The organism is Paenibacillus jiangxiensis (assembly GCF_046098255.1).
GTDB lineage: Bacteria > Bacillota > Bacilli > Paenibacillales > Paenibacillaceae > Paenibacillus > Paenibacillus jiagnxiensis.
Genome location: NZ_JBJURI010000040.1, coordinates 1 through 24,345, shown reverse-complemented (window position 1 = coordinate 24,345; position 24,345 = coordinate 1). Strand labels below are relative to the sequence as shown.

General features: G+C 44.4%; 18 protein-coding genes and 2 pseudogenes. 14 read left to right on the top strand and 6 right to left on the bottom strand.

The window, feature by feature from the left end; translation table 11 throughout:
- Positions 1–35: 35 nt before the first annotated feature.
- From ACI1P2_RS27800 to ACI1P2_RS27775, 6 genes are all read left to right on the top strand, one after another.
- Positions 36–950 (top strand): ABC transporter permease, encoded by a 915-nt coding sequence (locus ACI1P2_RS27800; RefSeq protein WP_355323779.1) that lies wholly within the window; start codon positions 36–38, stop codon positions 948–950.
- A gap of 12 nt (positions 951–962) precedes the next feature.
- Positions 963–1,859 (top strand): carbohydrate ABC transporter permease, encoded by an 897-nt coding sequence (locus tag ACI1P2_RS27795; protein WP_355323584.1) that lies wholly within the window; start codon positions 963–965, stop codon positions 1,857–1,859.
- Between the two features lie 72 nt (positions 1,860–1,931).
- The gene (locus tag ACI1P2_RS27790; protein ID WP_355323581.1) at positions 1,932–3,560 is read left to right on the top strand and encodes an extracellular solute-binding protein; all 1,629 of its coding nucleotides are present in this window, start codon (positions 1,932–1,934) and stop codon (positions 3,558–3,560) included.
- A 31-nt stretch (positions 3,561–3,591) separates the two neighbouring features.
- A complete protein-coding gene (locus ACI1P2_RS27785) occupies positions 3,592–5,607 on the top strand; it encodes a glutaminase family protein (RefSeq protein ID WP_355323578.1) in 2,016 nt (671 codons plus the stop codon).
- A 2-nt stretch (positions 5,608–5,609) separates the two neighbouring features.
- Complete coding sequence (locus tag ACI1P2_RS27780) at positions 5,610–7,649, top strand: GxGYxYP domain-containing protein (RefSeq protein WP_355323575.1); 2,040 nt, start codon at positions 5,610–5,612, stop codon at positions 7,647–7,649.
- A 245-nt stretch (positions 7,650–7,894) separates the two neighbouring features.
- Positions 7,895–9,394 (top strand): alpha/beta hydrolase family protein, encoded by a 1,500-nt coding sequence (locus tag ACI1P2_RS27775; protein ID WP_355323572.1) that lies wholly within the window; start codon positions 7,895–7,897, stop codon positions 9,392–9,394.
- Positions 9,395–9,703: 309 nt separating this feature from the next.
- Here ACI1P2_RS27775 and ACI1P2_RS27770 read toward each other — a convergent pair whose 3' ends face one another.
- Together ACI1P2_RS27770 and ACI1P2_RS27765 are read right to left on the bottom strand one after the other, a co-directional pair.
- The gene (locus tag ACI1P2_RS27770) at positions 9,704–10,840 is read right to left on the bottom strand and encodes an alpha/beta hydrolase (protein ID WP_355323569.1); all 1,137 of its coding nucleotides are present in this window, start codon (positions 10,838–10,840) and stop codon (positions 9,704–9,706) included.
- Positions 10,827–11,507 (bottom strand): TetR/AcrR family transcriptional regulator, encoded by a 681-nt coding sequence (locus ACI1P2_RS27765; protein WP_355323566.1) that lies wholly within the window; start codon positions 11,505–11,507, stop codon positions 10,827–10,829. Before ACI1P2_RS27765 ends, ACI1P2_RS27770 begins: the two co-directional genes overlap by 14 nt.
- A 443-nt stretch (positions 11,508–11,950) precedes the next feature.
- Between ACI1P2_RS27765 and ACI1P2_RS27760 the strand changes: the two genes are divergently transcribed.
- Positions 11,951–12,466 carry a GNAT family N-acetyltransferase gene (locus ACI1P2_RS27760; protein WP_355323563.1) on the top strand — a complete coding sequence of 172 codons (516 nt, stop codon included), beginning with the start codon at positions 11,951–11,953 and terminating at the stop codon, positions 12,464–12,466.
- A 115-nt stretch (positions 12,467–12,581) separates the two neighbouring features.
- Here the strand turns inward: ACI1P2_RS27760 and ACI1P2_RS27755 are convergent, their stop codons facing one another.
- The gene (locus ACI1P2_RS27755) at positions 12,582–13,529 is read right to left on the bottom strand and encodes an NAD(P)-dependent oxidoreductase (RefSeq protein ID WP_355323560.1); all 948 of its coding nucleotides are present in this window, start codon (positions 13,527–13,529) and stop codon (positions 12,582–12,584) included.
- Positions 13,530–13,893: 364 nt separating this feature from the next.
- Here ACI1P2_RS27755 and ACI1P2_RS27750 point away from each other — a divergent pair, with 364 nt between their 5' ends.
- The 7 genes and pseudogenes from ACI1P2_RS27750 (at position 13,894) to ACI1P2_RS27720 (ending at position 20,216) form a co-directional block, all read left to right on the top strand.
- Complete coding sequence (locus ACI1P2_RS27750; protein WP_355323558.1) at positions 13,894–14,454, top strand: helix-turn-helix domain-containing protein; 561 nt, start codon at positions 13,894–13,896, stop codon at positions 14,452–14,454.
- A gap of 522 nt (positions 14,455–14,976) precedes the next feature.
- Positions 14,977–15,408, top strand: coding sequence for a universal stress protein (locus tag ACI1P2_RS27745; protein WP_355323555.1), 432 nt, complete (start codon positions 14,977–14,979; stop codon positions 15,406–15,408).
- 456 nt (positions 15,409–15,864) lie between these two features.
- Positions 15,865–16,572 (top strand): response regulator transcription factor, encoded by a 708-nt coding sequence (locus ACI1P2_RS27740; protein ID WP_355323552.1) that lies wholly within the window; start codon positions 15,865–15,867, stop codon positions 16,570–16,572.
- Positions 16,573–16,643: 71 nt separating this feature from the next.
- The gene (locus ACI1P2_RS27735) at positions 16,644–17,996 is read left to right on the top strand and encodes a sensor histidine kinase (protein ID WP_355323549.1); all 1,353 of its coding nucleotides are present in this window, start codon (positions 16,644–16,646) and stop codon (positions 17,994–17,996) included.
- 115 nt (positions 17,997–18,111) lie between these two features.
- Positions 18,112–18,828, top strand: a complete 717-nt coding sequence (locus tag ACI1P2_RS27730; protein ID WP_355323546.1) for a hypothetical protein — start codon at positions 18,112–18,114, stop codon at positions 18,826–18,828.
- Between the two features lie 194 nt (positions 18,829–19,022).
- Positions 19,023–19,538: pseudogene (locus ACI1P2_RS27725) on the top strand (MerR family transcriptional regulator).
- A 258-nt stretch (positions 19,539–19,796) separates the two neighbouring features.
- Positions 19,797–20,216, top strand: coding sequence for a GNAT family N-acetyltransferase (locus tag ACI1P2_RS27720; RefSeq protein ID WP_355323543.1), 420 nt, complete (start codon positions 19,797–19,799; stop codon positions 20,214–20,216).
- Positions 20,217–20,849: 633 nt separating this feature from the next.
- Here ACI1P2_RS27720 and ACI1P2_RS27715 read toward each other — a convergent pair.
- The 3 genes and pseudogenes from ACI1P2_RS27715 to ACI1P2_RS27705 all read right to left on the bottom strand — a co-directional run bounded on the left by ACI1P2_RS27715 (position 20,850) and on the right by ACI1P2_RS27705 (position 24,056).
- A complete protein-coding gene (locus tag ACI1P2_RS27715) occupies positions 20,850–22,319 on the bottom strand; it encodes a carboxylesterase family protein (RefSeq protein WP_355323540.1) in 1,470 nt (489 codons plus the stop codon).
- A gap of 231 nt (positions 22,320–22,550) precedes the next feature.
- Positions 22,551–23,190: pseudogene (locus ACI1P2_RS27710) on the bottom strand (3'-5' exonuclease).
- 20 nt (positions 23,191–23,210) lie between these two features.
- The gene (locus tag ACI1P2_RS27705; protein ID WP_355323537.1) at positions 23,211–24,056 is read right to left on the bottom strand and encodes an SPL family radical SAM protein; all 846 of its coding nucleotides are present in this window, start codon (positions 24,054–24,056) and stop codon (positions 23,211–23,213) included.
- Between the last annotated feature and the right edge of the window lie 289 nt (positions 24,057–24,345).

Sequence of the window (24,345 nt, the reverse complement as noted above, 5' to 3'; positions counted from 1 at the left end):
AGCTCCCCTTTAGCGAAAGGAGAGATGGGAATGTGATGAAGCCCACCCATCCATTGATGAAGCGGATCTGGAAACATAAGCTCTTTTACTTGTTCATGCTGCCTGGTATCGTCTGGTTCTTTCTATTCTCTTATGTGCCCCTGTATGGCATTCAAGTTGCCTTCAGGGATTACACTTTCATTGGCGGTTTCAGCGGAAGCCCTTGGGCCGGCATGAAGTATTTCCAGCAATTCTTTAACTATTATCAATCGGGTGATATCATCCGTAACACCGTTATCATCAGCTTCATGAAACTGCTTGTCGGCTTTCCAATGCCAATCCTTCTTGCACTTCTCTTGAATGAGGTGCGGCTATTGAAATTCAAGAAAACAGTTCAGACCTTGTCCTATTTACCTTATTTCGTATCCTGGATCGTGGTAGTCACCCTGATGCAGAGACTGCTTACTCCATATGGCGGTCCAGTCAATGATTTATTGGGATCATTTGGAGTGGAGCCCATCCAGTTCCTTAACAATCCGTCCTGGTTCTATCAATTGATCGTAGGATCCGATATTTGGAAAAATATTGGTTGGAACTCTATTATCTATATGGCTGCCATTGCGGGAATTGACCAGCAGCAATATGAAGCAGCCAAGATCGATGGCGCTGGACGTTTTCAACAGATGTGGCACATAACACTACCAGGTATCCGTAATGTAGCCATTATCCTGTTTATTCTGGCCGTGGGCAATTTGATGAGTGCTGGATATGAGCAGCTGCTTCTCCTGAATGGACCTGCAACTGCGAATATGGGCACTGTACTGGATGTGCATGCCATCAATTCCGGTATCCGGGAAGGGCGCCTCAGTTACGCCGCAGCTGTCGGATTATTTCAGAGCATTATTGGTCTGATTCTGGTTCTAACGGTCAATCGGATTGCGCGCAAAGCCAGTGATGTTTCCCTGTTCTAAGGAGGTGACGTTATGGAACGTAAATGGTCTATATTCTCCATTGTCAACTATAGCTTACTTGCTTTGATTGGCTTCTCCATGATCTACCCGTTTATTTATATTTTGGCTTATTCGCTGAATGACGGTAAAGATTCGATGCTGGGCGCCATCTATTTCCTTCCTCGTAAATTCACACTTGATAACTATGCCCAGGTTTTTGACAATCCCCGTATCTGGAAGGCGTACCAAATTACGCTCATGCGCACCGTACTGGGAACATTCCTGCATGTGATCCTGTGTACGCTCATGGCTTATGCGCTTTCCAAAAAGACGCTGCCCGGCCGCTCATTTTTCACCTTTTATATTTTCCTGCCTACCATCTTCAATGCCGGTTTCATTCCCTATTTCATTACGCTGCAGAAGCTGCACTTAATCAACAGCTTCTGGGTGTACGTTCTTCCTATGCTGTTTAATTTCATGCACATCGTTATCATCCGTACCTTTCTGCAGGGCATACCCGAGGAGCTCGAGGAATCCGCCCATATTGACGGTTATGGTGATTTTCAAATCTTCGTCAAGATTGTCTTGCCGCTTTCCGGACCTGTCTTGGCTACCATTTCCCTTTTTATCGGGGTGGCCCATTGGAATGACTGGTTCTCAGGGGCCTATTACGTATCCAATAAAGATTTGATTCCGGTACAAACACTCCTTCAAGAAATGCTGACGGAAGCTGAAGCGTTATCCAATTCGATGCAGCGAGCCGCGCAGCAGGGAGGACAGACGGTTGGGGGAACCGGCGGCGCAGGCGCTACGCCAGAATCACTTCGCATGGCGCTGCTTGTTATCACGGTCTTTCCCATTCTGTGTATTTATCCGTTTCTGCAACGATATTTCGTAAAGGGGGTTATGATTGGATCGGTTAAAGGCTAGATCATCCCGACCCGGAATTTATCCAAAGCTTTATGAAAATCATTGATATTCCTATTCCAGGAGGCGATTGGTTTGAAGTGGGTTTGGTCGAAAGGCGTATCCGCATTACTCGTGTCCGTCATGGTTGGAGGTTTGCTGGTCAGCTGCACGAATTCATCAGGAAATGAAGGTAACAGGCTCAAAATCCTGCACAATTGGAATGGCTCGAACGGGTCGGATAAAATAACCCCTGTAGAGGAAGTTATCAAGGAAAAAACCGGCGTTACCCTCGAGTGGGAGTATACCAAAGGCAGCGAAACCGAAAAAGTAAACCAGATTTTCGCCACACAGGATCTTCCGGATATTTATACCGGACCTGCTTGGGGAGGCGAATTGGATGGCATGATTAAGGCAGCCAACGAGGGGCAATTGGTGGATATCTCTGACAAGTTAAAGGATTATCCAAACCTATCCAAGTCTATTGCACCAGAAAATGTACCCCCGGCATTATATGAAAAGGCGATTGATGCATACGGCGGCAAAAAATATCTGCTTCTGCAAAATCAACCGGCTACAAACGAAGACGGCATGGATTGGCTCTATGGCTTCTATGTCCGCAAAGACATTGCTGAGAAGGTCGGCGTCGATCCGCAATCCATTGTTACAAAGGACGATTTCTACAACTTCCTCAAGAAGATTAAGGATGCCCATTTGGAGGAGAACGGCCAGCCGGTCTTTCCGCTGGGCGGTTTCAGTAACGGCTGGGCTGTTGGCATCGGCAACACCATGTTCTTCCCGGGCGCAAACTATGTAGATAAGGGAGACGGCACCGCCGAGCACAGCTTCTTCACGAAGGGTTATGAAGACTATACACTGTATTATCGCAAGCTGCTTGAAGAAGGACTGACAGATCCTGAAGCCTTCACCCAAACGGACCCGATTGCCAAGGAAAAAATCAATCAAGGCCGCATCGCGATCCTGGCCGCTCACTATCCGGCCATTCTGGATGCAACCAAAGAATATACCCTCTCACATCCGGGAAGCGAATTTATTCCTATCGGACCGCTGGAGCGGGCGGGCGTTGAGCCTGACCGGCCCGTGGATCTGGGGATTCAAGGCAATAATGTAACCGCTATCACCAAGAATTGTAAAGGCGCTTGTGTAGATGCAGCCCTTAAATTCCTCGATTTCATGGCGTCAGATGAAGGCTTCATGCTGGCCCGGTACGGGGTGCAGGGCGTTCATTGGGAGATGAAGGATGGCAAACCTGTCGCTAAACAGGAATGGTTTGATAAGTTCAGCACGGACACTACCATGAAGCTTCGCAAAAATGAAGGCATAAGCATTGGCCTGGAGTCCCTCACGGGGCTTGATCGCATCAATTCCAGCGCCGGCGGAGACATTTGGGCTGATCCGGAACGGATCGAAGCCATGGAGCAAGCACGAAAAATCCTCCGTCCAAACGGCATTCAAGTAATTACTGCCTATAATCCGGGTGATGTTATTACAAAAGCGCCGGAATGGGAAATGCTGAAGCCTTCAATGGACCGGATGGGAGATGCCTGGAAGGAAGCGGTTTTTGCAAAGTCGGACGAAGCCGCGATGAACATGATCAACGAACTCCGGGAGCAGCTCATGAAGACGGGATACGAGAAAGCCATGCAGTTCACGAACGATAGTTTGAAAGGAAAAGATATGGTGACCGTTCAGATGCCGAACTGATGACAACATGCTTTTAAGGAGATGAAGTAAAATGACAACAAAGCCATTCAGACCTCCATCCGTTCCTCTTGTAACCGTGGACCCTTATTTTAGCGTTTGGTCTTCTGCAGATCACCTGTACGATGATCACACCCGGCATTGGACGAACAAGGTCCACGGCATGGTTGGGCTTGCGATCATTGACGGTCATGCCAGACGTTTTATGGGAAAAACGGCCTCTCAGGATGAATCAGGATTTCCTGAGCCGGAGGCACTTGCTCAAACCGGGCTGACGGTGGATCCCGTAACCACTCAATATACTTTTCAAGGGGAAGGAATTGAACTTCAGGTCCAGTTCACCACACCTTTGCTGCTGGATGATCTTGAATTGTTATCCCGGCCGGTGACCTACGTGACTTTTCAAGCCAAATCTATGGATGGGAAGTCCCATCAACTTAAGATTTATTTCGACGTTACAAGCGAGTGGTGTGTACATTCACCGGATCAGCAAGTGACCTGGAAACAGCACGTGATTGAGGAGCAACTTAATGTCATGTCGGTGGGGACCGTAGAACAGCCGGTATTGCAGCGTGTTGGAGATGACACACGGATTGATTGGGGATATATGGTTCTTGCGGTTCCTCAGTCTCCCCGCATCCGGACGGTTATACATTCCATGGCAAGCCGAGAGCATTATTTCCGAACCGGTCAACTGCCAGCAGAGGATGATCCGCACCAGCCGAGGGCTGTCTCCGATAACATGCCTGTAATGGCAGCAGAGATAGACATGGGCATCATCCGAGATGTGCCGGAAACCCGGTTTCTGATGCTTGCGTATGACGATATACATTCGATTGAATATTTTCATAAACCGCTGGATGCCTATTGGAGACGAAACGGGTTAACGTTTCATGAAATGCTGCTATTGGCTGCCGATCAATATGAAGAGATCCTGCAAAGATGCGGGAGCTTGAATCGGGAGCTGTTAGCAGAAAGTGAAGCTGCAGGCGGTGAGAAATACCGTGACATCCTGGCCCTTTCGTACAGGCAGGCGATTGCTGCACATAAATTGGTTGCTGATGTTTCGGGTGACGTTTTATTTTTCTCCAAAGAGAACTTCAGTAATGGATGCATCGCAACGGTGGATGTCAGTTATCCGTCGATTCCGTTGTTTCTTAGGTATAATCCGGAACTGATTAAGGGCATGATGCGTCCGATATTTCAGTATGCCAAGAGCCTCAATTGGACGTTTGAGTTTGCGCCCCACGACGTAGGGACTTATCCGAAAGCCAATGGTCAGGTATATGGAGACAATGCGTTGGAAAATCAAATGCCGATTGAAGAATGTGGAAATATGCTCCTAATGACTGCAGCGGTATGCAAATATGAGGGAAGTGCAGACTTTGCCAGGGAACATTGGGAGCTGCTTACGAAATGGGCGGGGTATCTTCTGCAGAACGGGCTTGATCCAGAAAACCAGCTGTGCACCGATGACTTCGCCGGTCATTTGGCACACAACGCCAATCTGTCCGTTAAGGCGATATTAGGCATTGCCGCTTATGCGTATATGTGTGAAAAGCTTGGTTTACAGGAAGGGGCCACTTATCTTGCGGCAGCTGAAACGATGGCAAAAGAGTGGGTATCCATGGCAGATGCCGGGGATCACTATAAGCTCACTTTCGACAGCGGACCAGAGACCTGGAGCATGAAATACAATTTGGTGTGGGATCACCTTCTTGGCTTCAATCTGTTCCCACAAGAGGTTGCTGCTAAAGAGCTCCAATATTACAGGAACAAACAAAATCGCTTCGGCCTCCCGCTGGATAGCCGTGATACGTATACCAAATCGGATTGGCTGGTATGGTGTGCCTCCATGAGTTCAACCCAGGAAGAGTTTGAAGCCTTGATTACACCTCTATGGGATTTTATGAATCAAACCATCGCTCGTGTGCCGTTAACGGACTGGTATGACACAATCACTACGGAGCAGAAGAATTTTCAGAATCGTTCTGTTGTGGGGGGCTTCTTCATCTATTTACTCATCTCATCTCAATTAAAGGAGAAATGAAAATGATGATTCGTAAGTTAGCCATTTTGTGTATTTCCCTTGTCTGTTCAACGGTGTTATCAGCTGGCGCCTTTGCTGCTGATGATGCTTCTATGGAAGTAAATGCTTTGAAATGGCCTGAATCTCAAGCGCTTCCAACCTTCGGCAAAGCAAAATCTTTGGATGTGGCCAATGTATACGAGGCACCGGGAGATATCAAATTGCTCCTAACAACACTTGAAGGAGTCATAAATAGAGTACAGCCACGAATTTATGTGCAGCAGAATAAAGAGGATCCTTGGCTGAAAGATCTCCAGGTTCCATACAAACAGCACGATAACGCTATGGATGTTTTCAAGAAATATGCAAAAGAAATTAAAGGCATTATTATTTATGATCCTGATCTGCCGGATTCGATTAATGTAGCAACCACTCTTGCCGGACTCAAAAACGCCGTTGTGGCCAGTCCTGAACTTGCTGAGCAATTAACAGCGGCACCGTATAAGCTGCCGGTCCTGCAAGATCTGCAAGGCAAATTCAAGAGTCGGATGGACGCATACAATTGGCAGTATGAGAATCTTTGGAGCCAAACAACACAAAGAATGCTGGTCGGGTTAAGCCCAAATACCTCCATTCCGATTCCCCCGGATAATTTTGATTCGTTCCAAACGATTGGCATGGAGACGGAACAACTGCGCGATGCAAGCAATCGGAAAACATATGAATATGATTTGTCCCCTTACCTGGGCAATGAGGGTGTTTATCTCCGCTTCCAGGACGCCTTTCCTCAGGATGGCTGGGGACCAGCCGTGCATCAAGTTACTGTAAAGGCAGACGGTCAGGTCATCGCAGATTTTAAAACAGGTTCCGCTGAGGAAGAACCTTTCCTGTATGATCGGCAAGGCTCCAAATTTCTACCTGGCAGCGATCACCGCTTCGCCGACAATGGCAATTACTTCGTTTATGAATTTAAACCTTCTGCCGAAACGAAACAATTAACCGTATCTGTGGAAATGTGGAACCAATACAAAGTATCTGCAAGCAATATTAAACCCCTATCCTCCGAAGAGAAGGAGCCTTTTGGTTATCTCCGTGATTATGCTGTAGCCAATAAAGCAATGGTTTTCTGGCTGTCCACAAGTGTGCCGGAGGAAAAAGAGCTGTTCGAGAAGATTCTATCGGATGTCAAACCGGGGACCCCTTATCTGGGGTGGTTCGACAATGATGTTGAAGGAGAGGTCGCCGGCCTCGAACTAACGTCCCGTCACAGTGTGTATGTGCTTCCATCCGACTGGTTCCATAACATGACCGTATTTGCGGGAACCAAAGTAAAACAAGCACCGACACCCAGTCGATCGAACCTTAAGCTGGAGAATAAAATTTATGTGACCTACACCTTTGGCGAAGGGGATAATCTGCAATACGACCAGAACCATCTGCGCGACCTGTGGGATGATCCAAACCGGGGGAAAGTTCCTATTAACTGGACGGCAAGCCCGCTTTTGTATGACGCAGCACCAGCCATTCTAAATTATTACCGTTCAACGGCGACGGACAACGATCTGCTAGTTGCAGGACCATCCGGAGCGGGCTACTTCTACCCGCAAGTCTGGCCTCAAGAGACTTTTGCGGAATTTCTGAAAAAGTCCTATTCCTATCTTAAACAAACCGGCATGTCGTACCCTTATGTACTGAACCGTGAATCAGGCAGAGATGTTCCGCTCAGCGAAGCTATAGCAGCAGCGTATGAGAAATATTATAAACTCCAGGGTCTGTTCTTGGCCGGAGATGAACAAGACAATATTAAAGTCATGAACGGGAGCCTTCCGGTATCCATGATGCGCGGCATCTCAACTGTTCAGGACGGCAAAAATGTATTGGCCGATGCCAAGAAAGACTGGGATGGCGAATCTCCGATATTTATTTCCATTGGGATCAACGCGTGGGGAATGACGCCATCCGATGTTCTAGCGATTTCGGAATCACTTGGGCCAGAATATGAGGTCGTTAAAGCTGACGAATACTTCTCGCTTGTTCGAAAAGCCTATGGATTAACTAAATAAGATTTGACTTCCCATAATCAAAAATACGAAAAGAGGACGACCGGATTTTTCTGGTTGTCCTTTTTTAAAGTTAATAAAAGAGGGAGAGTTAAGCTAACGGGCAGTTTACATAAACGTAACTGATACATTTTGGATCTTGAAACCGTCTTTATACTGAAGCAGCGAAAGAAGGGAGGGGCTTAGGCTAGCCTGGCAGGTAAGATTGTAACGAACGAAAATGGAAGCTTTTTGAAAGGAGAATAGAGGTGAGATTGTTTGAACTGTTGCTTTTATTGTCAAACATCAGCTTGCTTGCATTAACAGTCGTATTAAAAAACGGACGGCCTAGAATTCCAGTATTCGTTGCAAGCGGGGCTGCCATGCTGTTACTGGTCATTCATTGGACGGTGGAAGGATACAGAGTTCAGCTATTTTTCCTATATTGCATGACGATCCTTTTTTTAGCCGTGACAGGTTATCGCTATTTTAAAAAAAATGGTCAAATGAGAATCCCCCGATTCCTGGCGGGTTCAGCTTATACTACTATAGCAATAATGCTGGTCGGAACAGCGGGTCTCATGTATGCTTTCCCCGTATTTAAACTACCTGAACCGACTGGCGAATTTAAGGTGGGAACGCAAACCTTTCATTTCGTGGATACGAATAGGGAAGAGATTTTCGACGAAGGCCGAGATGGCAAGAGAGAATTGATGGTTCAGGTATGGTATCCGGCTCAATCCGGCACCGGCAGGTACGCTCCCTTTGTTCCCGATGCCCAGATTTTACGTTATATGGCCGCGGACTATGGCCTTCCCGGGTTTACTTTTCAACACCTGAAGTACGTATCCAGTCATGCTTATTCGGGGGCCAAAGTCTCTTCGGCACAAACTTCATACCCGCTGATCCTTGCGAATCCCGGCAACAGCTCCTCAAGGTTCCTCCACACGTCGCAAGCCGAAAATCTCGCGAGTCACGGATATATCGTGGCCGTGATCGACCACACCTACAATACATTCGCAACCAAGTTTCCGGACGGGCGAATCACGACCGGCACAACGAACAACTTATTCTCGCCCGACCAGGATTACCGGACGAGTAGAGGAATTCGTGACAAGTTGGGAAAAGTTCTAACCGACGATGTGACGTTCGTGCTGGACCAATTCGAGCTCATCCAATCGGGGCAGATTCCAAGTCATCTCAAAGGGAGGATGGATCTCGGTAATGTCGGGGTGTTCGGCCATTCCATCGGCGGAGCGACGGCCTATGACGTTTCTTACGATCCGCGCATCGCGGTTGGAATCGACCTTGATGGAGGGCTTTATCGACTGCGTGACCGAGAGGGACTGCGAAAGCCGTTTTTGTTCATCCACTCGGAAAGCTATTTCGAAACATTAAAAAGGGTGATGGATAACCGAATCTACACAGATGCAGAACTTAACCGTATGGGCTCAACAAGAGAGTGGGAGGACCAAGTAACGGAAGATAAGAAGTTGGAGCTTGAAAGGATGCGCGAAACGGTTGACGCTGGGGGACAAGTCCTCTATATCGAAAATACGGAGCATTTGAATTTTGCCGACATACAGTTCATTTCTCCGGTTTTCAACATGCTGGGCATTACAGGAAAGATTGCCCCCGAAAGAGCGAACTCCGTTATCAATGCCTATATGCTGGATTTCTTCGATATGTATCTGAAAAATCAGGGCGGTATCTTAATGAAAGGAGCGGATAGCCGCTTTCCGGAGGTGAAGTTCGTAACCTCACTATAAAGTATGGAGCAGGCTACCGGTTTTGATATGCTAATTGTATGAACTTTGTGAATATAGCGTTATCTGAAAGATACGAAATAATTATTTTTTGAAGGGATGATTAAATAGAAGCCAGGGATATTAGTTTTTCTAAATGGAACTTCAAGTTCCGGCAAGTGTGTTTTTCACGGTGAAAACACCGGTTATCATCTCAAATAGAAAACAATGCCTGAAATATGAAAGAGCCGATAACCGCGTAATAGGGTTATCAGCTCTGTGTCTGTGCGGCTAGCTCTTTGACATGCGTTTATCAGCAACCTCCCGGTTATGTCACTTGTTGCCGGTCTTCTTGATCAAGTCCACGCCATCGTATGCCAGACTTTCCACACTTGCAGCCTTCTGCAGTAAGTAATGATCAAAAAAGTTCTTCGTATAGTCGGTAACAAGATTTCGCATCTCCATAGCATCCCGTTCGCCTCTGATTTCCTCATTAACACCGGTAAACACGATATCGCAGTAATCTAAATGCGCAACACGATCAACAGAGAAATAATAGGTTTCCATGCTATTGTTAGCGCCAATTATCGCATTCATGTTATAGTTAGGTTCACAAAACAGTAGCAAGAAGGGTTTCTTAAGGTCGCTGTCGAGAAGGCCGAACGCACCGCTATCCAAGCCAATCCCGCAGGCGAACCGGTCGTCGTCCCGGCAAACAATCGCCGTCGTAGGCCCTCCATAAGAATGTCCGACTATGCCCATGCCGATGTCAAGCAACAATCTGCCCTTAAAGATGGAATTCAGCTCTCCAGAGTCCAGTTTGTAAAGATAATCGGCTACATACCTTACATCTTCTGCCTGTAATTTGCTATACTCCGTTAACTTGGAAAGTATCGGAAGTGTAAGCACGCTTTGGCACATCTCAATGGCAGTTTCATCGTCAGGCCGCATCTCCATCTTACCAGCCAACGCCACCATCTCCGGATCTTCCGAAAACGCCATAATGACATCCGAAAAATCCTTTGATACATTAAACAGGCGCCCATCTTTACGCTTATACATCGTGCTATTCTGATGGCCGATGCTTACCACAATATATCCCATGCTTGCCAAGTCTGTACAGATCACAGTACCCCATTCTGGAGAACCGCCCCCGCCGCAAACATAGAATAACACCGGATAGCGCTCTTCCTTCCCGGAGAGAGCAAGGTCGTCGTAACACTGGGTCTTGATATCTATAGAGTAAGCATCCTTCAACGCAGCGAGAAGTGGCTGCTCATTCAACATCTCGTAGACTTCAGGAAACATGTACGTTGATGTAGTCTTACCTTCGTTACTGTCGGACGGATAGTACACAAACGCCGTCAGTTCTCTTTTTGAGTGATCTGATGCCGTGTACTCAAAGTCCATCTGGGTTCGACCGACAGTATAGCCGCCAATTGGTTCTGGAAATGCGTCAAAAGTTTTCATTTTCTTGTTCCCCCTTGGCTTTCTTGAGTTCGCTAACAATTTCAGAATATTTATGATCTTCAAGCAGCCCATGACCCATAAAGTCAGCAAAGTACTTGCTAATCTTATGTTGCAGCTTAGAGTCCTTAATATCGAATTCCCTAAAAAACATGACTAAATTAAACTGCATTGACTCAAACATAAAAGAAATCAGGTCGTCGTCAATATCAGGTCGGAGATATCCATCAACCCTCATTCGGCGTAAAATGTCCTTGATTAAGGGGAATGACTCACCCTTTAGCACATTCAGATATACTTTAAGCAAAACATTCTCAGGAATGTATAAAAATGTTTCAATGAGTTTGATCTCCAACTCATTCAGTGGCTCAGTCACAGTGCCATTAACGTTACCAAATAAGCCGGTAAGGAAAAACTGGAAAAGGGAATCTTCATTACTGTTATTAAAATACGCAGCTCTTTTTTGGGTCACATTACGTATTAAGAGACAATAAAGGTCATCTTTGTCTTCAAAATACCGATAAAATGTTCCAGGGTGCATGGACAAACGATCCAAAACCATCTTCATAGTTATATCCTCGTAAAGATGATCAACAAAAAGATGCATAGCGCTATTCGATATTTCCTCGCGCCTTGGTTCATCTAAACGAAAGAAAGTATTTTTTGGCATAGAGTACTCCTTAAGGTGAAGTGTGAATTGATTCTCACTATAACGATAATTAATTCACATGTCAAGTAGTATGGAAGTTTTAAGGGATAGGCAAGAGTTTCTACAGGTAAGATGAACTCAGCTCAACCATAGAGCTTGTACTAGTCGATATTAAAGTGACTTTTTTTATATTTTGGGTATGGTAAGGGTTTGTGATTCTAAAGGTCAGCTTTTCTTAAAAAGATTTTTATGTTGCTTATTCCTCATGAGAATAATTATATTAACAAAGGGTAACATGAAGAAATAACTATGCTATTCCCACACAACGAAGAGAAGAGAGTGATTGATATGGACTATATTAATCGTTGGGGACTATTGAACTCCTTAATTAGCATTATTAATGAAACCTCGGATAATGATACCAATTAACTGGGGGATGGAGCTGATAGAAAGGTGGGAGATTTTTGATAGAAACAAAACGTCTTATAATTAGAGAAATGGTGCAGTCCGATTATGATGCATTGTGCGGAATATTGTGTGATGAGGAAGTAATGCGTGCTGCTTATGAAAGTGCATTCAACTTAGAAGAAGCACAAAATTGGCTTAACAGACATCTCAAAAGATATGAAGAGTATGGTTTTGGACTTTGGGCTGTTGTATTAAAAGAAACAAACAAAATGATTGGTCAATGTGGCTTGACAATGCAAGGCTGGAGAGAAAAAGAAATTTTGGAAATAGGATTTTTGTTTCAAAAAGCGTATTGGCACAAAGGTTACGCAACAGAAGCGGCAATTGCTTGCAAGGAATACGCTTTCTCAGTTCTTAATGCAAATAGGGTTTATTCTATTATTAGGGACACAAATATAGCCTCTCAAAAAGTTGCTGTTCGAAACGGTATGAATATTATTGATAAAGATACTAAGAATTTTAGGAATATAGATATGGAATTTTTTCTGTATTCTGTAGAGCGAACAAAATGAGCATAATACAAGTAATCTTCTTGCTGTAAAAAAATAGACAGGGGATACAACATGCAAAAGAAACACGAGTTTTTACTCGAACTGCGTCCGATAGCTCATTTTTATTGCGCCAAAACTATAATATCTGATTGAGCTTGCTTTCAGGCTCTTCACCATTTTCTACACGTTTTATATTCTTTATAAAGAAATCATATCTTTTTTTATGAAATTTCCGACCATCAGGCATTCCTGCTGTATGGGGGGTAAGTATCACATTACCCAGATTCCGGAGCTCACTGTCCATAGGAAGCGGTTCAGATTCAAACACATCCAGACATGCGCCTGAAATATCCCCGTTTTTTAATGCATTAATCAAGTCTCTTTCGTTGACAATCCCGCCGCGGGCTGTATTGATAAAAAGTGTGGTATTCTTCATTTTCTTGAATACCGCTTTGTTGATCAGTTGTTTGGTTTGCTGATTCAAAGGAATATGTACACTGACTATGTCCGATGTGCTTACAAGAGTATCGAAATCCGTCATTTTCACAAAACCATCCGATTGTACATTGGCATTTCTCGCATAAGCCAGCACATTCATATCAAAAACCCTGCAAAACGCAGCTACTTTTTTTCCGATAGCGCCCAAACCGATAATCCCAATCGTTTTGCCCTTTAATTCACTCCCTGTATAGTCCAATTGATTTTCATCCATCTTGTTTTTCATGAAAGTATCAAGAAACGATATGTTTTTATAAAAAGACAATATCATTGCCATTACGTGCTCGGCCACTGCCTGTGCATTCACCCCTGCAGCATTAGCGACCCAAATGCCGAGCTGTGTACAGGCAGGAACATCTACATTATCAAATCCTGCACCCGTCTGTACCAATTTTAATTTTTTTGCGACAGAAAGCAGGGTGTGATCCACTTTAATATGTTCAGGGATGATTACCTGGCAATCTTCAATATGATGCAGCATTTCTTTTCCGGGCGGGACAACTACAACGTTCCAGTCTTGCGGAAAATACCTTACAATATTTGATTTTGAGGTCTCGCTAAAATAGCCAACGATGAGAATCTTCATTGCTAAACCACCTTTCATAACTCATACCATTCTTCGAATAAAACCCGTTAGATGCTCGTCATTTTATCCTTTTAAAGAAGCAGTAATTATTGCCTTATTATAAACTTCATCGGTAGTAGAAAAGGTCATTGATCAGGACGAGAACTCTCCAGTGAGGATTGGATCCCTCGTCTCTATTAAAAGCATAAAGTATAATGTTGTAAATCTCAAATATTTGTGAACTATATATTTTGCTTATTGGAATAATTCCCCCTAACACATTCATTAGCAGAAGCTAGTAACGGAACAAATACTAATCGTATGGAAAAGAATTCAGATAAACAATATACTAGCTATAACAGTTTATTGTTGGGGTGAATATTAAATGGATGAAGTCAATGAATCAAAACAAATTGTATTACAATTGGGCGGTGCCTTGAAAAAGTACAGAAAAGAAAAAAATATGAGCTTAGATGACTTAGCGGAATTAACGGGCGTAAGCAAACTTACTCTGGGGAATATCGAACGTGGCGAGACCAATCCAACTTTGGCGATTATATGGAAAATATCAAAAGGTATATCTTTACCGCTATTGGCTTTGTTCAAATCAGAAGACTCTGTTAGTTTGTATCGAGCAGGCGAAGGACTGCGATTTTCTAATGATCAAAAAAATTGGATCATTGAACCAGTCTTTAAAAGCAACGGTATTGAAATGTGTCGGGCTTACTTACAGCCGAATAGCTCGTATCACCCTGAAGGTCATCATGTGAATACAACTGAAATTGCAACAGTAATGACTGGTTCCATTGAAATTCAAGTCAACGAAGAGATTTACACATTGAATCAATATGATACGATCAGTTTTCGTGCAGATTGTCCTCACTCTTATACCAATCCTACGAATAGCGAAACAGTGCTCCATATCTCCTTAAAGTATGGTTTCTAAAAATCAAAATTCTACTTATCATGCAACTCCGAATTCCATGACGGGAATTCAGAGTTGTATTTTTGTTTTTAAACGATTTTAATTATATTATAGAATGTTTATTGTAAAAAATAATATATTATAATATACTTTTCTTGTCCACGCGGATGTTATTGCCTCTTTTTTTTCAATCAGCAGGAAACAAACAATGCGTATGAATTCAGAAAAGGAGAATTGAAGAATGCCGAACAGACAAAATAACAACGCTACCCTTGCTTGCCTTTGCTTTATTATCGCCTCTAGTACCCAAATTAGGACGAATGTATGGGGGTGAACGCATCATTTTGATTGCACTAATATTTACGAGCCAACAGAAGGACAGCAACAATGTGAATGTTTGGCGATCCCCTCTTGCCTGGCAAGTAACCTTGTTTATGGGTATAGTTAGTGGTCATCACAACCAATTTGCTTTTGACGGGAACGCTCGGACTTCTTTACGGAAGTTCCAATATCATTACGAGCTGCACGGAAAGGACGATAAAAATGTTTGAGAACATTATGGTGGCCATTGATCAAGATGAAATAACGAACAAAATCCTCGATGCAACCGTTGAAATAGCCCGAAACAAACCAGCTCAAGTTACCTTAATTAATGTCAGCCAGGAATATGTATCGAATGGCATGACATATGTACCAGAGAATTTCTTGGAAGAAATATTGAACGAAATGGAGAAAGCGAGTCTGGAACAATTACAACAAGCCAAATCCAAATTAGAATCTGCGGGGATTAACCCGAAAACAGTTCATCTTAAGGGAAACCCTGCACATGAAATATTAAAATATGCAAGGGATACTGAGCAGCAACTCATTATTATTGGAAGCCGTGGGCTAAGCGGCATAAAAGAAATAATGCTTGGAAGTGTCAGCCACAAGGTTTCACAGCTATCAATTTGCCCAGTTCTCATTGTACATTAACTCCTCTGTACTGCAGAGATGATGCATTGTTATACTGGCGGGTGAGTGTTTATAGTATGAATCATACAGCGGCATTCCAGGATATTTGTGTCCTGCCATGCCGCTGTTTCTATATCTATGGATAAATAAGATAAAACTTGTATCGATTACCACAAAGAACAAGAAGCTGATCCGATTCCCGATTATATGAATATCTAACTATATTCCCAAGTACACCACTCGGTACGTCCCGCCCTATCCAGGTTGCCGCTTAACCAGCCAATAAGTCCACCAACAATGAGTACCACGAGCAGATCCATGGATTGTTCTCCATTCTTCGGGTTTATTATAAGTTATATTGGGCTCAGTGAAATACCACATCTTCCAGTTGGTGGAGGAATCTAAAGTGTCTGTGCTAAGATGAGGGAAAAATAAATTAATGATTCAAGCTGGGGAACGGGCTAGAAGGGGTGCACATTGAAGAAAATACTTGTCATTGACGATGAAATCGCAATCAGAGATTTAATTGAGCTCGTACTGAGAAGAGAAAACTACGTCGTTCAAACGGCTGAAAACGGTAAAATAGCCCTGCAGCTGCTGGATGCTTTCCAACCGGACCTGGTGGTGCTTGACTTGATGCTGCCTGACTGCTCCGGATATGACCTGTGCAAGCAAATCACTGGGAAACGTTCCGTTCCTGTGATCATGCTCTCTGCCAAAAATGAGGTAATCGACAAGGTGTTGGGACTGGAGCTAGGGGCGGAAGATTACATGACTAAACCCTTTGACAATCGTGAATTGCTCGCTCGGATCAAGGTGATTCTGAGAAGAAACGAGAACAAGGAGGAATCAAGTGAAGGAACAGAAGTAAAATCTACGCGCATCATTCATGAAGAGCTGACATTTGATCTGGAAAGCCGAAGGGTGCTGAAAAACGGCGTCCCCGTGTCTTTAACGGCCAAAGAGTTTAAAATTCTGGAAACATTACTCAAAAGGCCAGACAAAATCTTTACCCGGGATGAGCTGCTGCAGATCGGATGGGGATATGACTTTATGGGAGACAGTCGCAGTGTGGATATGACCATCATGCGATTACGGAAGAAGCTGGAGGATAACGCGGACGAACCGAAGTATGTCAGGACGATCTATGGATTTGGCTATCAACTTGGAGGTGGCGAGGCCTGAAGTATGCAACCCGGTTACTGCTGAATTATTTATTTTTCTCCGTACTGTCCTTTGGCATCATCATTTTCGCGGTGAATAAAGCCATCGATTACTACAGCTTCATTACTATTGAAAAACAGATGATGGAGAAGGCGGATCTGTCCGAGTTGTCCTTCCGTGAGGTGTTGGCACAGCATAGATCATCGACAGGAGAGCCGCAGACCAAAGAAATTGTCAGACTTGCTCTGGAGAAGCTGAAAGCTTCAGGCAAGGAAGTACGTATCTATGATAGCTCCAAGCAGTTGCTGGGCTTGGCTGTGGATGGCATCATCATTAATGATGGCAAACCTCTTATTTTTGAAAAGAATATTGAGAAAGCCCTGAGCGGCAGTTATGCCTACACTGTAACGGAAGATCATCTGCTTTATTTTGCCACTCCCATTCGGGATCAATACTACCAAAACGCTTATGTGTATGAGTTCGTGGAGGACATTTCCTACTTTTATGCGATTATGGATCAAATCCGCTATATCCTGTTTGCGGGTGCAGGCGGATTTATTGTACTGATTACGTTATCCAGTCTGTGGATTGCCCGCAACACAACCAAGCCGATTAAGCTGTTGCTTGGCGCTGCGCAAAGTTTCTCCAGACAGGAGTTTCGGAGAGTTCATCTAAATCGGAAGGATGAGCTGGGCATGCTGGCAGATGGGCTGGATTCCATGGGGCGACAGCTTCATGATTACATTCAGTACCAGAAACAATTTGTCTCCAACGTATCTCACGAGTTAAAAACACCATTGGCAGCAATTCGTGGTTTCTCTCAATACTTGGTTGAAGGGGAGAACGAGAACAAGGAGCTGCAAAAAATCTATGCTCATCTGCTGCAGGAATCGGATCGGCTGACGCGCTTGATTAATGAACTATTGTTGCTATCCCGATTCGACAAGGCTGGTTCTAACGAACTGGAAGTCGAGAAGACGGAAATGAACGTACTGATTCAGCAAGTCGCAACGAGTATGGGGGCCAAGGCCAAAGATAAAGGAATCGAGATTATGTTCAGGGAGGCGGAAGCGGAACCGGAGGATAAGCTTCTGACGAGAGTCCACGCCAACGTGAATCCAATGCTGATGTCCCATGCGATCGCCAACCTTGTGGACAATGCCATCAAATATTCAGGCAGTCCATCGCTAATCGAATTGAAGTTGGAATATACGCCAAGTGAGGTAGTTATACGGATACGTGATCAAGGTATCGGTATAGCGGGCGATGAGCTGGAGAGAGTGGAGGAACGCTTTTACCGGGCGAAAAATGCAAGCACAGCGAACGGTTCAGGTCTTGGACTTTCTATTTGCAAAGAGATTGTAGAGCGGTTTAATGGATATATCGACTTGGAAAGTCAAATCGGGGAAGGAACGACCGTTACGATTGTGTTACCCCGTGCGTAAACAGGCGCGTAAATAGTTACGTTACAAGATTAATACAATTCTGCTATGAGACTAACTAATGCTTTTTTTATAATCACTTCATAAGAAGAAATCACACATTTATGGAGGGATCATGATGAAATGGATAAACAAAGCTACAGCTGTTATCTTGCTGAGTATTTTACTAACGATGGCACTGACGGGCTGTCAGTCCAATGGTGCCAAGTCGCCAGAAGCGGCGCAGAACTCGGCTGAAAAAAACACGTCGAACGAACAGGCCAAAGGCGAAGGAGCCTCAAATTCTACTGCGCCTGCTTTAGAAAATTCGGAAGGACAGAGTGCTGAAGCTATTAAGGAAGGTTCGATGGAGAAGGAGGGCAATGTGGTGCTGAAGGAGCTTGCTTTTGTCTATAATGAGCACACCATTGCGATTTCGGATACAGCGAATGAAGATCAGATGCAACAGATGCTGGGCAAACCGGATAACCTGAAATCTCATACGTACAGTGCCGGCGATGGAACAAACATGGATACGTTAATCGGTTTTACAGAAAAGGTTTATACGTATCCTGGTCTGGAGATTAAAACAATCAGTATACCGGAGGGCAAACAAGACTCCATCTTTCATATCGAAATTACAAATCCTAAGTACGCGACAGTGCGAAACATTAAAGCAGGAGATAGCCTGGATACACTCAAAAACGCCTACCCTGAGGGGAAACTGCTTGGTGATGGAGCCCCTAATGAGGAGGATGACTTCCGCTATGAGCCATCCAATTATGTGGATGTGATGTCGTTTCATATCAAGGATGCCAAGGTGGAGAGCATTCAGATTTACAACCTTCTGGACTAATATTTAGTGATCGATGCTAAGCCATTCATACAATTCACCTTTAATACCTGCCCAGGAGAAGGGCAGGTATTTTCTCGTTTATAGACTCAAAAAAACGGAAACTACTAAATTTAGATCCCTTGTATTAAAAAATACTCTTGCACCTCCAGTGACGTGAGATTTTATAATTAATCTAAATTACAAAGGAGGTATTTATGAATAACAATAACAAGTACGCTATTGGGGAATTCTCGGAAAAGACGGGGCTTTCTATTCGAAGCTTGCATTATTATGATGAGAATCGGTGTTTTAAAACCTGAACGGGATACGAGCTCGGGCCATCGTATCTACTCATATCAAGATCTTATAACCCTGCAAAAAATTATGAATTTAAAGTTCTTAGGGTATAGCTTGGAAGAGATTACACGCATATCGAAAAATCAATATCGGCCATTCAAAAAGTGTACAAGGAAATAAAACAACTATACAGTACACCTATTGAGAAACCAGAGGTTCAAGCATTAGTGCAAAAATATCTGGAAGTATCCTTAGCGTACAGCGGACCAGAGATTATAGAAAGTTTTTCTGAGAAAAACGTAGAGACGTTAGATTTTACTGAAATTAAAGAAATGATGCCTTCTCCATTTACAGAGGAAGAAGAAGAATGGCTGAATCAAGCATTAATCTATTATATGAAACAATTAAATGGCGATTGGAGAAGCAGACTCTAATATAAATATACTTGTAAATTGTTCTATATTATAATTTACTTATAGAGGAGCAAGAAAGTGATTTCAAGAAAATTAGCTTAAGTTTGCAACTGGCCTTAATTAGTCCATATGTAAGCCTGGCAGAAGGCACTGCATCAAATGAACAAGAAGTACAAGAACCTAGGAATTATTACTGGCTGGCCATGCACAGGCAAAACGAATTGTAGAAGCCAAATTAAGCTGCATCTACATATGGAGAAGAATAGGGGGATTGATCTGATGTTCATCAGAGAAGCGAGTATTGAAGACTATCCGCAATTGAGACAAATCTATCTGGAGTCCCGTCGGGAGAGCTTTCACTGGGCCAATGCCGATGAGATGTCTCTTGAAGATTTTGACCGGGATACATCGGAAGAACAAATTCTTTTGGCAGAAGAGAACGACCAAGTCCTTGGATTCGCCTCACTATATGTACCTAATCGCTTTATTCACAATTTGTTTGTACATCCGGCTGCTGCAGGTAGAGGCGTTGGCGATCTATTACTCAAAAGCGCTGTGGCAGAATTGGGCACACCCGTCACGTTAAAATGTGTCTCCGAAAATCATAAAGCGTTGAGTTTCTATAAGAAGCGGGGCTGGAGAGCTGTTGTCGAAGAAGGAGAGCCTGGGGCAAAATATTGGGTTCTTGTTTACGAATGAATAATAATCGAATTTAAAGATGATGACGACTCGACGTTCAATCAATGAGGTCTTATACACCTCAAGGTCATAAGTAACCAAACTGATGAATATAAAATGATTCAAAAATAAGTTGAAGCATAAAAAAAGTGAAGAGAGCAAATTAACATCAATGGAACAATGTTTGTCGAGGGACAAGAACATGGTCCCATTGAAGTCGCTATTTTAGCGGCTTTTTTATTTTATAGGTACAAGTTCTTGTCCCGAGCCAAGGACAAGAACTTGTACCGATTGCCGGAATGGACAAGAACATGTTCCTATTCCAGATTAGATGTATATCTAATCGTTATTTGCCCGTTATTTCATTAAGCTAACGGGCAGGTTAGTTGTATAATCAGATGGATCAATTAGACTTGAATATATACTAATTCTATATTCGTCGAGAATCCAACTAAAATGCATATAGTACTATAGCTTTAGGCCGAGAGACAAGTACTGGTCCGCATTGCCGGAACGGATAATGGACTTGCTGCCTTAACAGGCCACCTTATTCCTTTTCTCGGTGCTTGTAGTCATCTCACGTGCTACCGGCGAGGCCGCCGGCGGAGCTAAGTGAGTTGGATCGTTAATCAACCTCAAGCCGATGGGGCTAGGTCAGGGCCGTTCAATGCCTGCGAAGATGCGCAGGACTTCGGCCGCATGGGCGGTGGGGTCGAATGGTGGATTGCCAATCCCATGTGTGATAGGTTCCGTAGTTACGGAGTTCCAAAGCTGTTCGTGTTTGCCTGCGGCAAAGTCGAGGAGGGCGTCTCGGACAAGGTTATCCCGGATCGCTTGCTCGTCGCTATGTCGGGGGCGTTGCTGGCCGACGATGCCGTACATCTCCGTGCCGTGTACCGCTGGCGCACCCTCGACAGGACCAACGGCGAGCAGGTGGGCTTTTCCCCCTGCAGCGGCGTGGGCGAGTGCGGCACGGGCTGCGGGTAGGGTATAGATGTAGTCGGTCAAGAGCGCCCCGCGTACTTCGACTGGAGTACGACCTTTGACGTCGTAGGCGGCGACGATATCCCGAGCACGGCTTCGAGGGATCCGAGACTTCGTTATCAGCTCGTCAACAAGGTTGTCGATGCTGCCCGGGTCGAACTGCTCGGTCGTGTTAATAACCCACCAGTCTACCTCATTCGTCGCCGTGCTAAAGAGAATGTCGACATCGTGGTGACGCCCGGATTCGAGAACTCGCAGCGGTGTGTCGACGAGAACGCCACCGGTCTGAGAGTGATCGTTCACGATGCCAATCGTCGTGTTGTCGATGCCGTTTCGGTCGCCGATGTCACGTGGGCCAACCTTGAAGAGCGTCTCAGAGAGGAGCTTTCCATCCAGGGTGAGCAGTTGTTCGGGATCTTCCGCGATGCCAAGTTCGGTGAGAAACTTGTTCGCTAGTTCTTCAGCCCACCAAGCCGGAACGATCCGAGAGGCGCCGCCGGAGAACGCAGCGAGGCGCTGGTAGAGTCCGTCAGCTGCCGGCGCTGCGAGGAGCGCTATCGAGGAGAACGCGCCGGCGCTGTGGCCGGTGACGGTGACGTTCTGAGGGTCACCACCGAAGCGAGCGATGTTCTCCTTCACCCATCTAAGCGCGGTGATGATGTCCTGTAGGCCGAGGTTGGTGGCGTCCGCGAACGCGCCACCGTATTGGGAGAGCGAGAGCCAGCCGAAAGGGCCGAGCCGGTAGTTCAGGGACACCCCAATGGCGCGGCCGGTGGCTGCGAGGCCTGAGGCGTTCGAGGTAGTCTGTGTGTTTGCGCCGCGTTCGAAGCCTCCACCGTAGATGTAGACGATCACGGGGAGCGGTTCGTCGCCAGCGTCTTTCGGTGCCCAGACGTTGAGGTTAAGGCAGTCCTCACTGAATCCGTTGTCGGCCTCCAACCAGCTATTGTCGCCGGGTTGTAGCGGTGCGGGTCCCTTTTGGTCGTATGGCAGATCAGGGTTGAACGGTAGCAAGATGGGGCGACGGAAGCGTTCTGCGCTGGCGTAGGGGATGCCCAGCCAGGAGCGGATCGCTCGGGCAGTGGTATCCGTGTTGTTCGTATGATGATTCTTTCCTTTGAGAGTGTGGTCAGGTTTCATTTGTATTTCTCCTTTCATAGGTGAAGCATTATGATCATTTTAGGTCATTGTTTATAATAATGAAAGGTGAAATCTAGACTTAAAATGACATATTTGGGACATGGAAGTTAATCTCATCTTCCTTAGAGTGATTAAGGATGCTGTGTTGGTGTGTACACGTCCAACTTGAGGGAAGATATCTTGAATGCCGCAGCCACCTACCATAGAAAATTACGGGTTGTTAACATGTGTTTATTCCGCTTTGTTTTTTACCTGTTTAGGATTGATTTTACATTTCCTAAAAGGCGTATATCCCCCTGAATACAGTGATCCCGCCTGAAATCCCAGGGATTTCGCAAAATGAAGCGGATTACATTCCTTATACTGTTCCATTAAATTTAACATAGTTTGGGCACATGTCCGGGCGTCATCGAGTGCGTTATGGTGATTTAGGCTGATACCGAAATGGTTAGAGATCATGTCTAATTTATGGGAGGATAGCTCTTGTAGCAGCTTTTTCCCGATTCTGTACGTACATAAATATTGTATCTCTGGATAGCTTTTTTCAGCGGCATCTAAGCAATACCTTAATACGCTTATATCAAAAACAGCATTATGTGCAATAATAATTTCTCCAGATACTAATGGTTCAATGGTTGTCCAAAGTTCTTGGTTGCTTGTCAACCATGGAAGGTGTAATACCATGGATGGCAATATTCATTCGATTAAACGACTGTTGTGGATTAATTAGCCATTCATATTCACCAGTTACAATCCCATCTCTAACTTGAACTAAACCCAGAGAGCACGCACTCGATCGGTTAAAGTTTGCAGTTTCAAAATCAATGGCTGTAAAATTCAATAGTTCATTCTCCTTTATCTTCCTATCCATAAGAGTAGGGTAGGACCCGACTATTTAAATACTTTTCCTTTTAAGGGATACACCTTATCGGAAGAAACAAATATCATTTCTTCGGGAAAAAACTTTTTAAAGTACTTTTCCACTCTAAGATGTATATCCATGTGGTACCATTCGGACAACTCGTTCTCTTTAAACAAAAATGGCATTCCTAAGCGCTCAGAACGTTTTCCCCTTGTCCCATCTCCAATGTTAAGTGTGTCGATATAGATCCGATCAACGAAAGACTCCAGTGTTTTAGGAAAATCGGGTGTGAATGGAAGAACAGGCGAAATGGAAGCTTGGGTAGCAATTCCTACGTTATTCACTTCTTTTAATGCCTTCAAGCGTAATTTAATGCCTGGAGCATGGGGAGCGAACAATTGTTTCATATCTTCCCGATCTGTTTCTATAGTCATAGAGACAAGGACCTCACATTTTTGATTTAGTTCAAGTAAGAGATCTAGATCCCTTACGACAAGAGGACTTCGAGTTTGTATCTGAAGGAAATTTGGAGGGTGTTTGATCATTTCCTCTAGAATAGAGCGAGTTAGCTCCGTCTTCCGTTCCAGTGGTTGATAGGGATCAGTTGCAGTAGATAAAAAAAGATTAATGGGTTTATTTCTTCGGCGGAGATTGGCCATCTCATTCCGATAATTTTCGGCCGCATTTGTTTTGATACTTACCCACTCTCCCCACGGAGTATCACTGTACCTTTGAATAGGCATTTCTCTAACATAGCAGTACTTACATCCAAAAGCACAACCACTATACGGATTTAATGAGTGTGTGAAACCGACAGTGGAATCTCCTTTCATTTCAGTTAAGATTTTTTTCGCTGTTTTACTATTAACCTGCATGTTAGCCTCCTTTATTGTGAATGCTGAACCTCAGTTAAATTAAAGAGCTATCGAATCAATCACTATAAGTAACGTGAAAACTTATAATTTACAGATAATATGTGCTGCATTGCTGAGACAACAACGTAACATTTTTTTATTCGTTAAATTAAGTTAGAACCAAACCACTAAAATTTAACTTGTCCTAAGGTATTGCACATCAGAATTGTGTGTGGATCGGCTACACTTGATTGGACAAGAAAAATAAGGGCTTGTAGAATAAACCTATCATGTTAAGGAGCGGATCTCT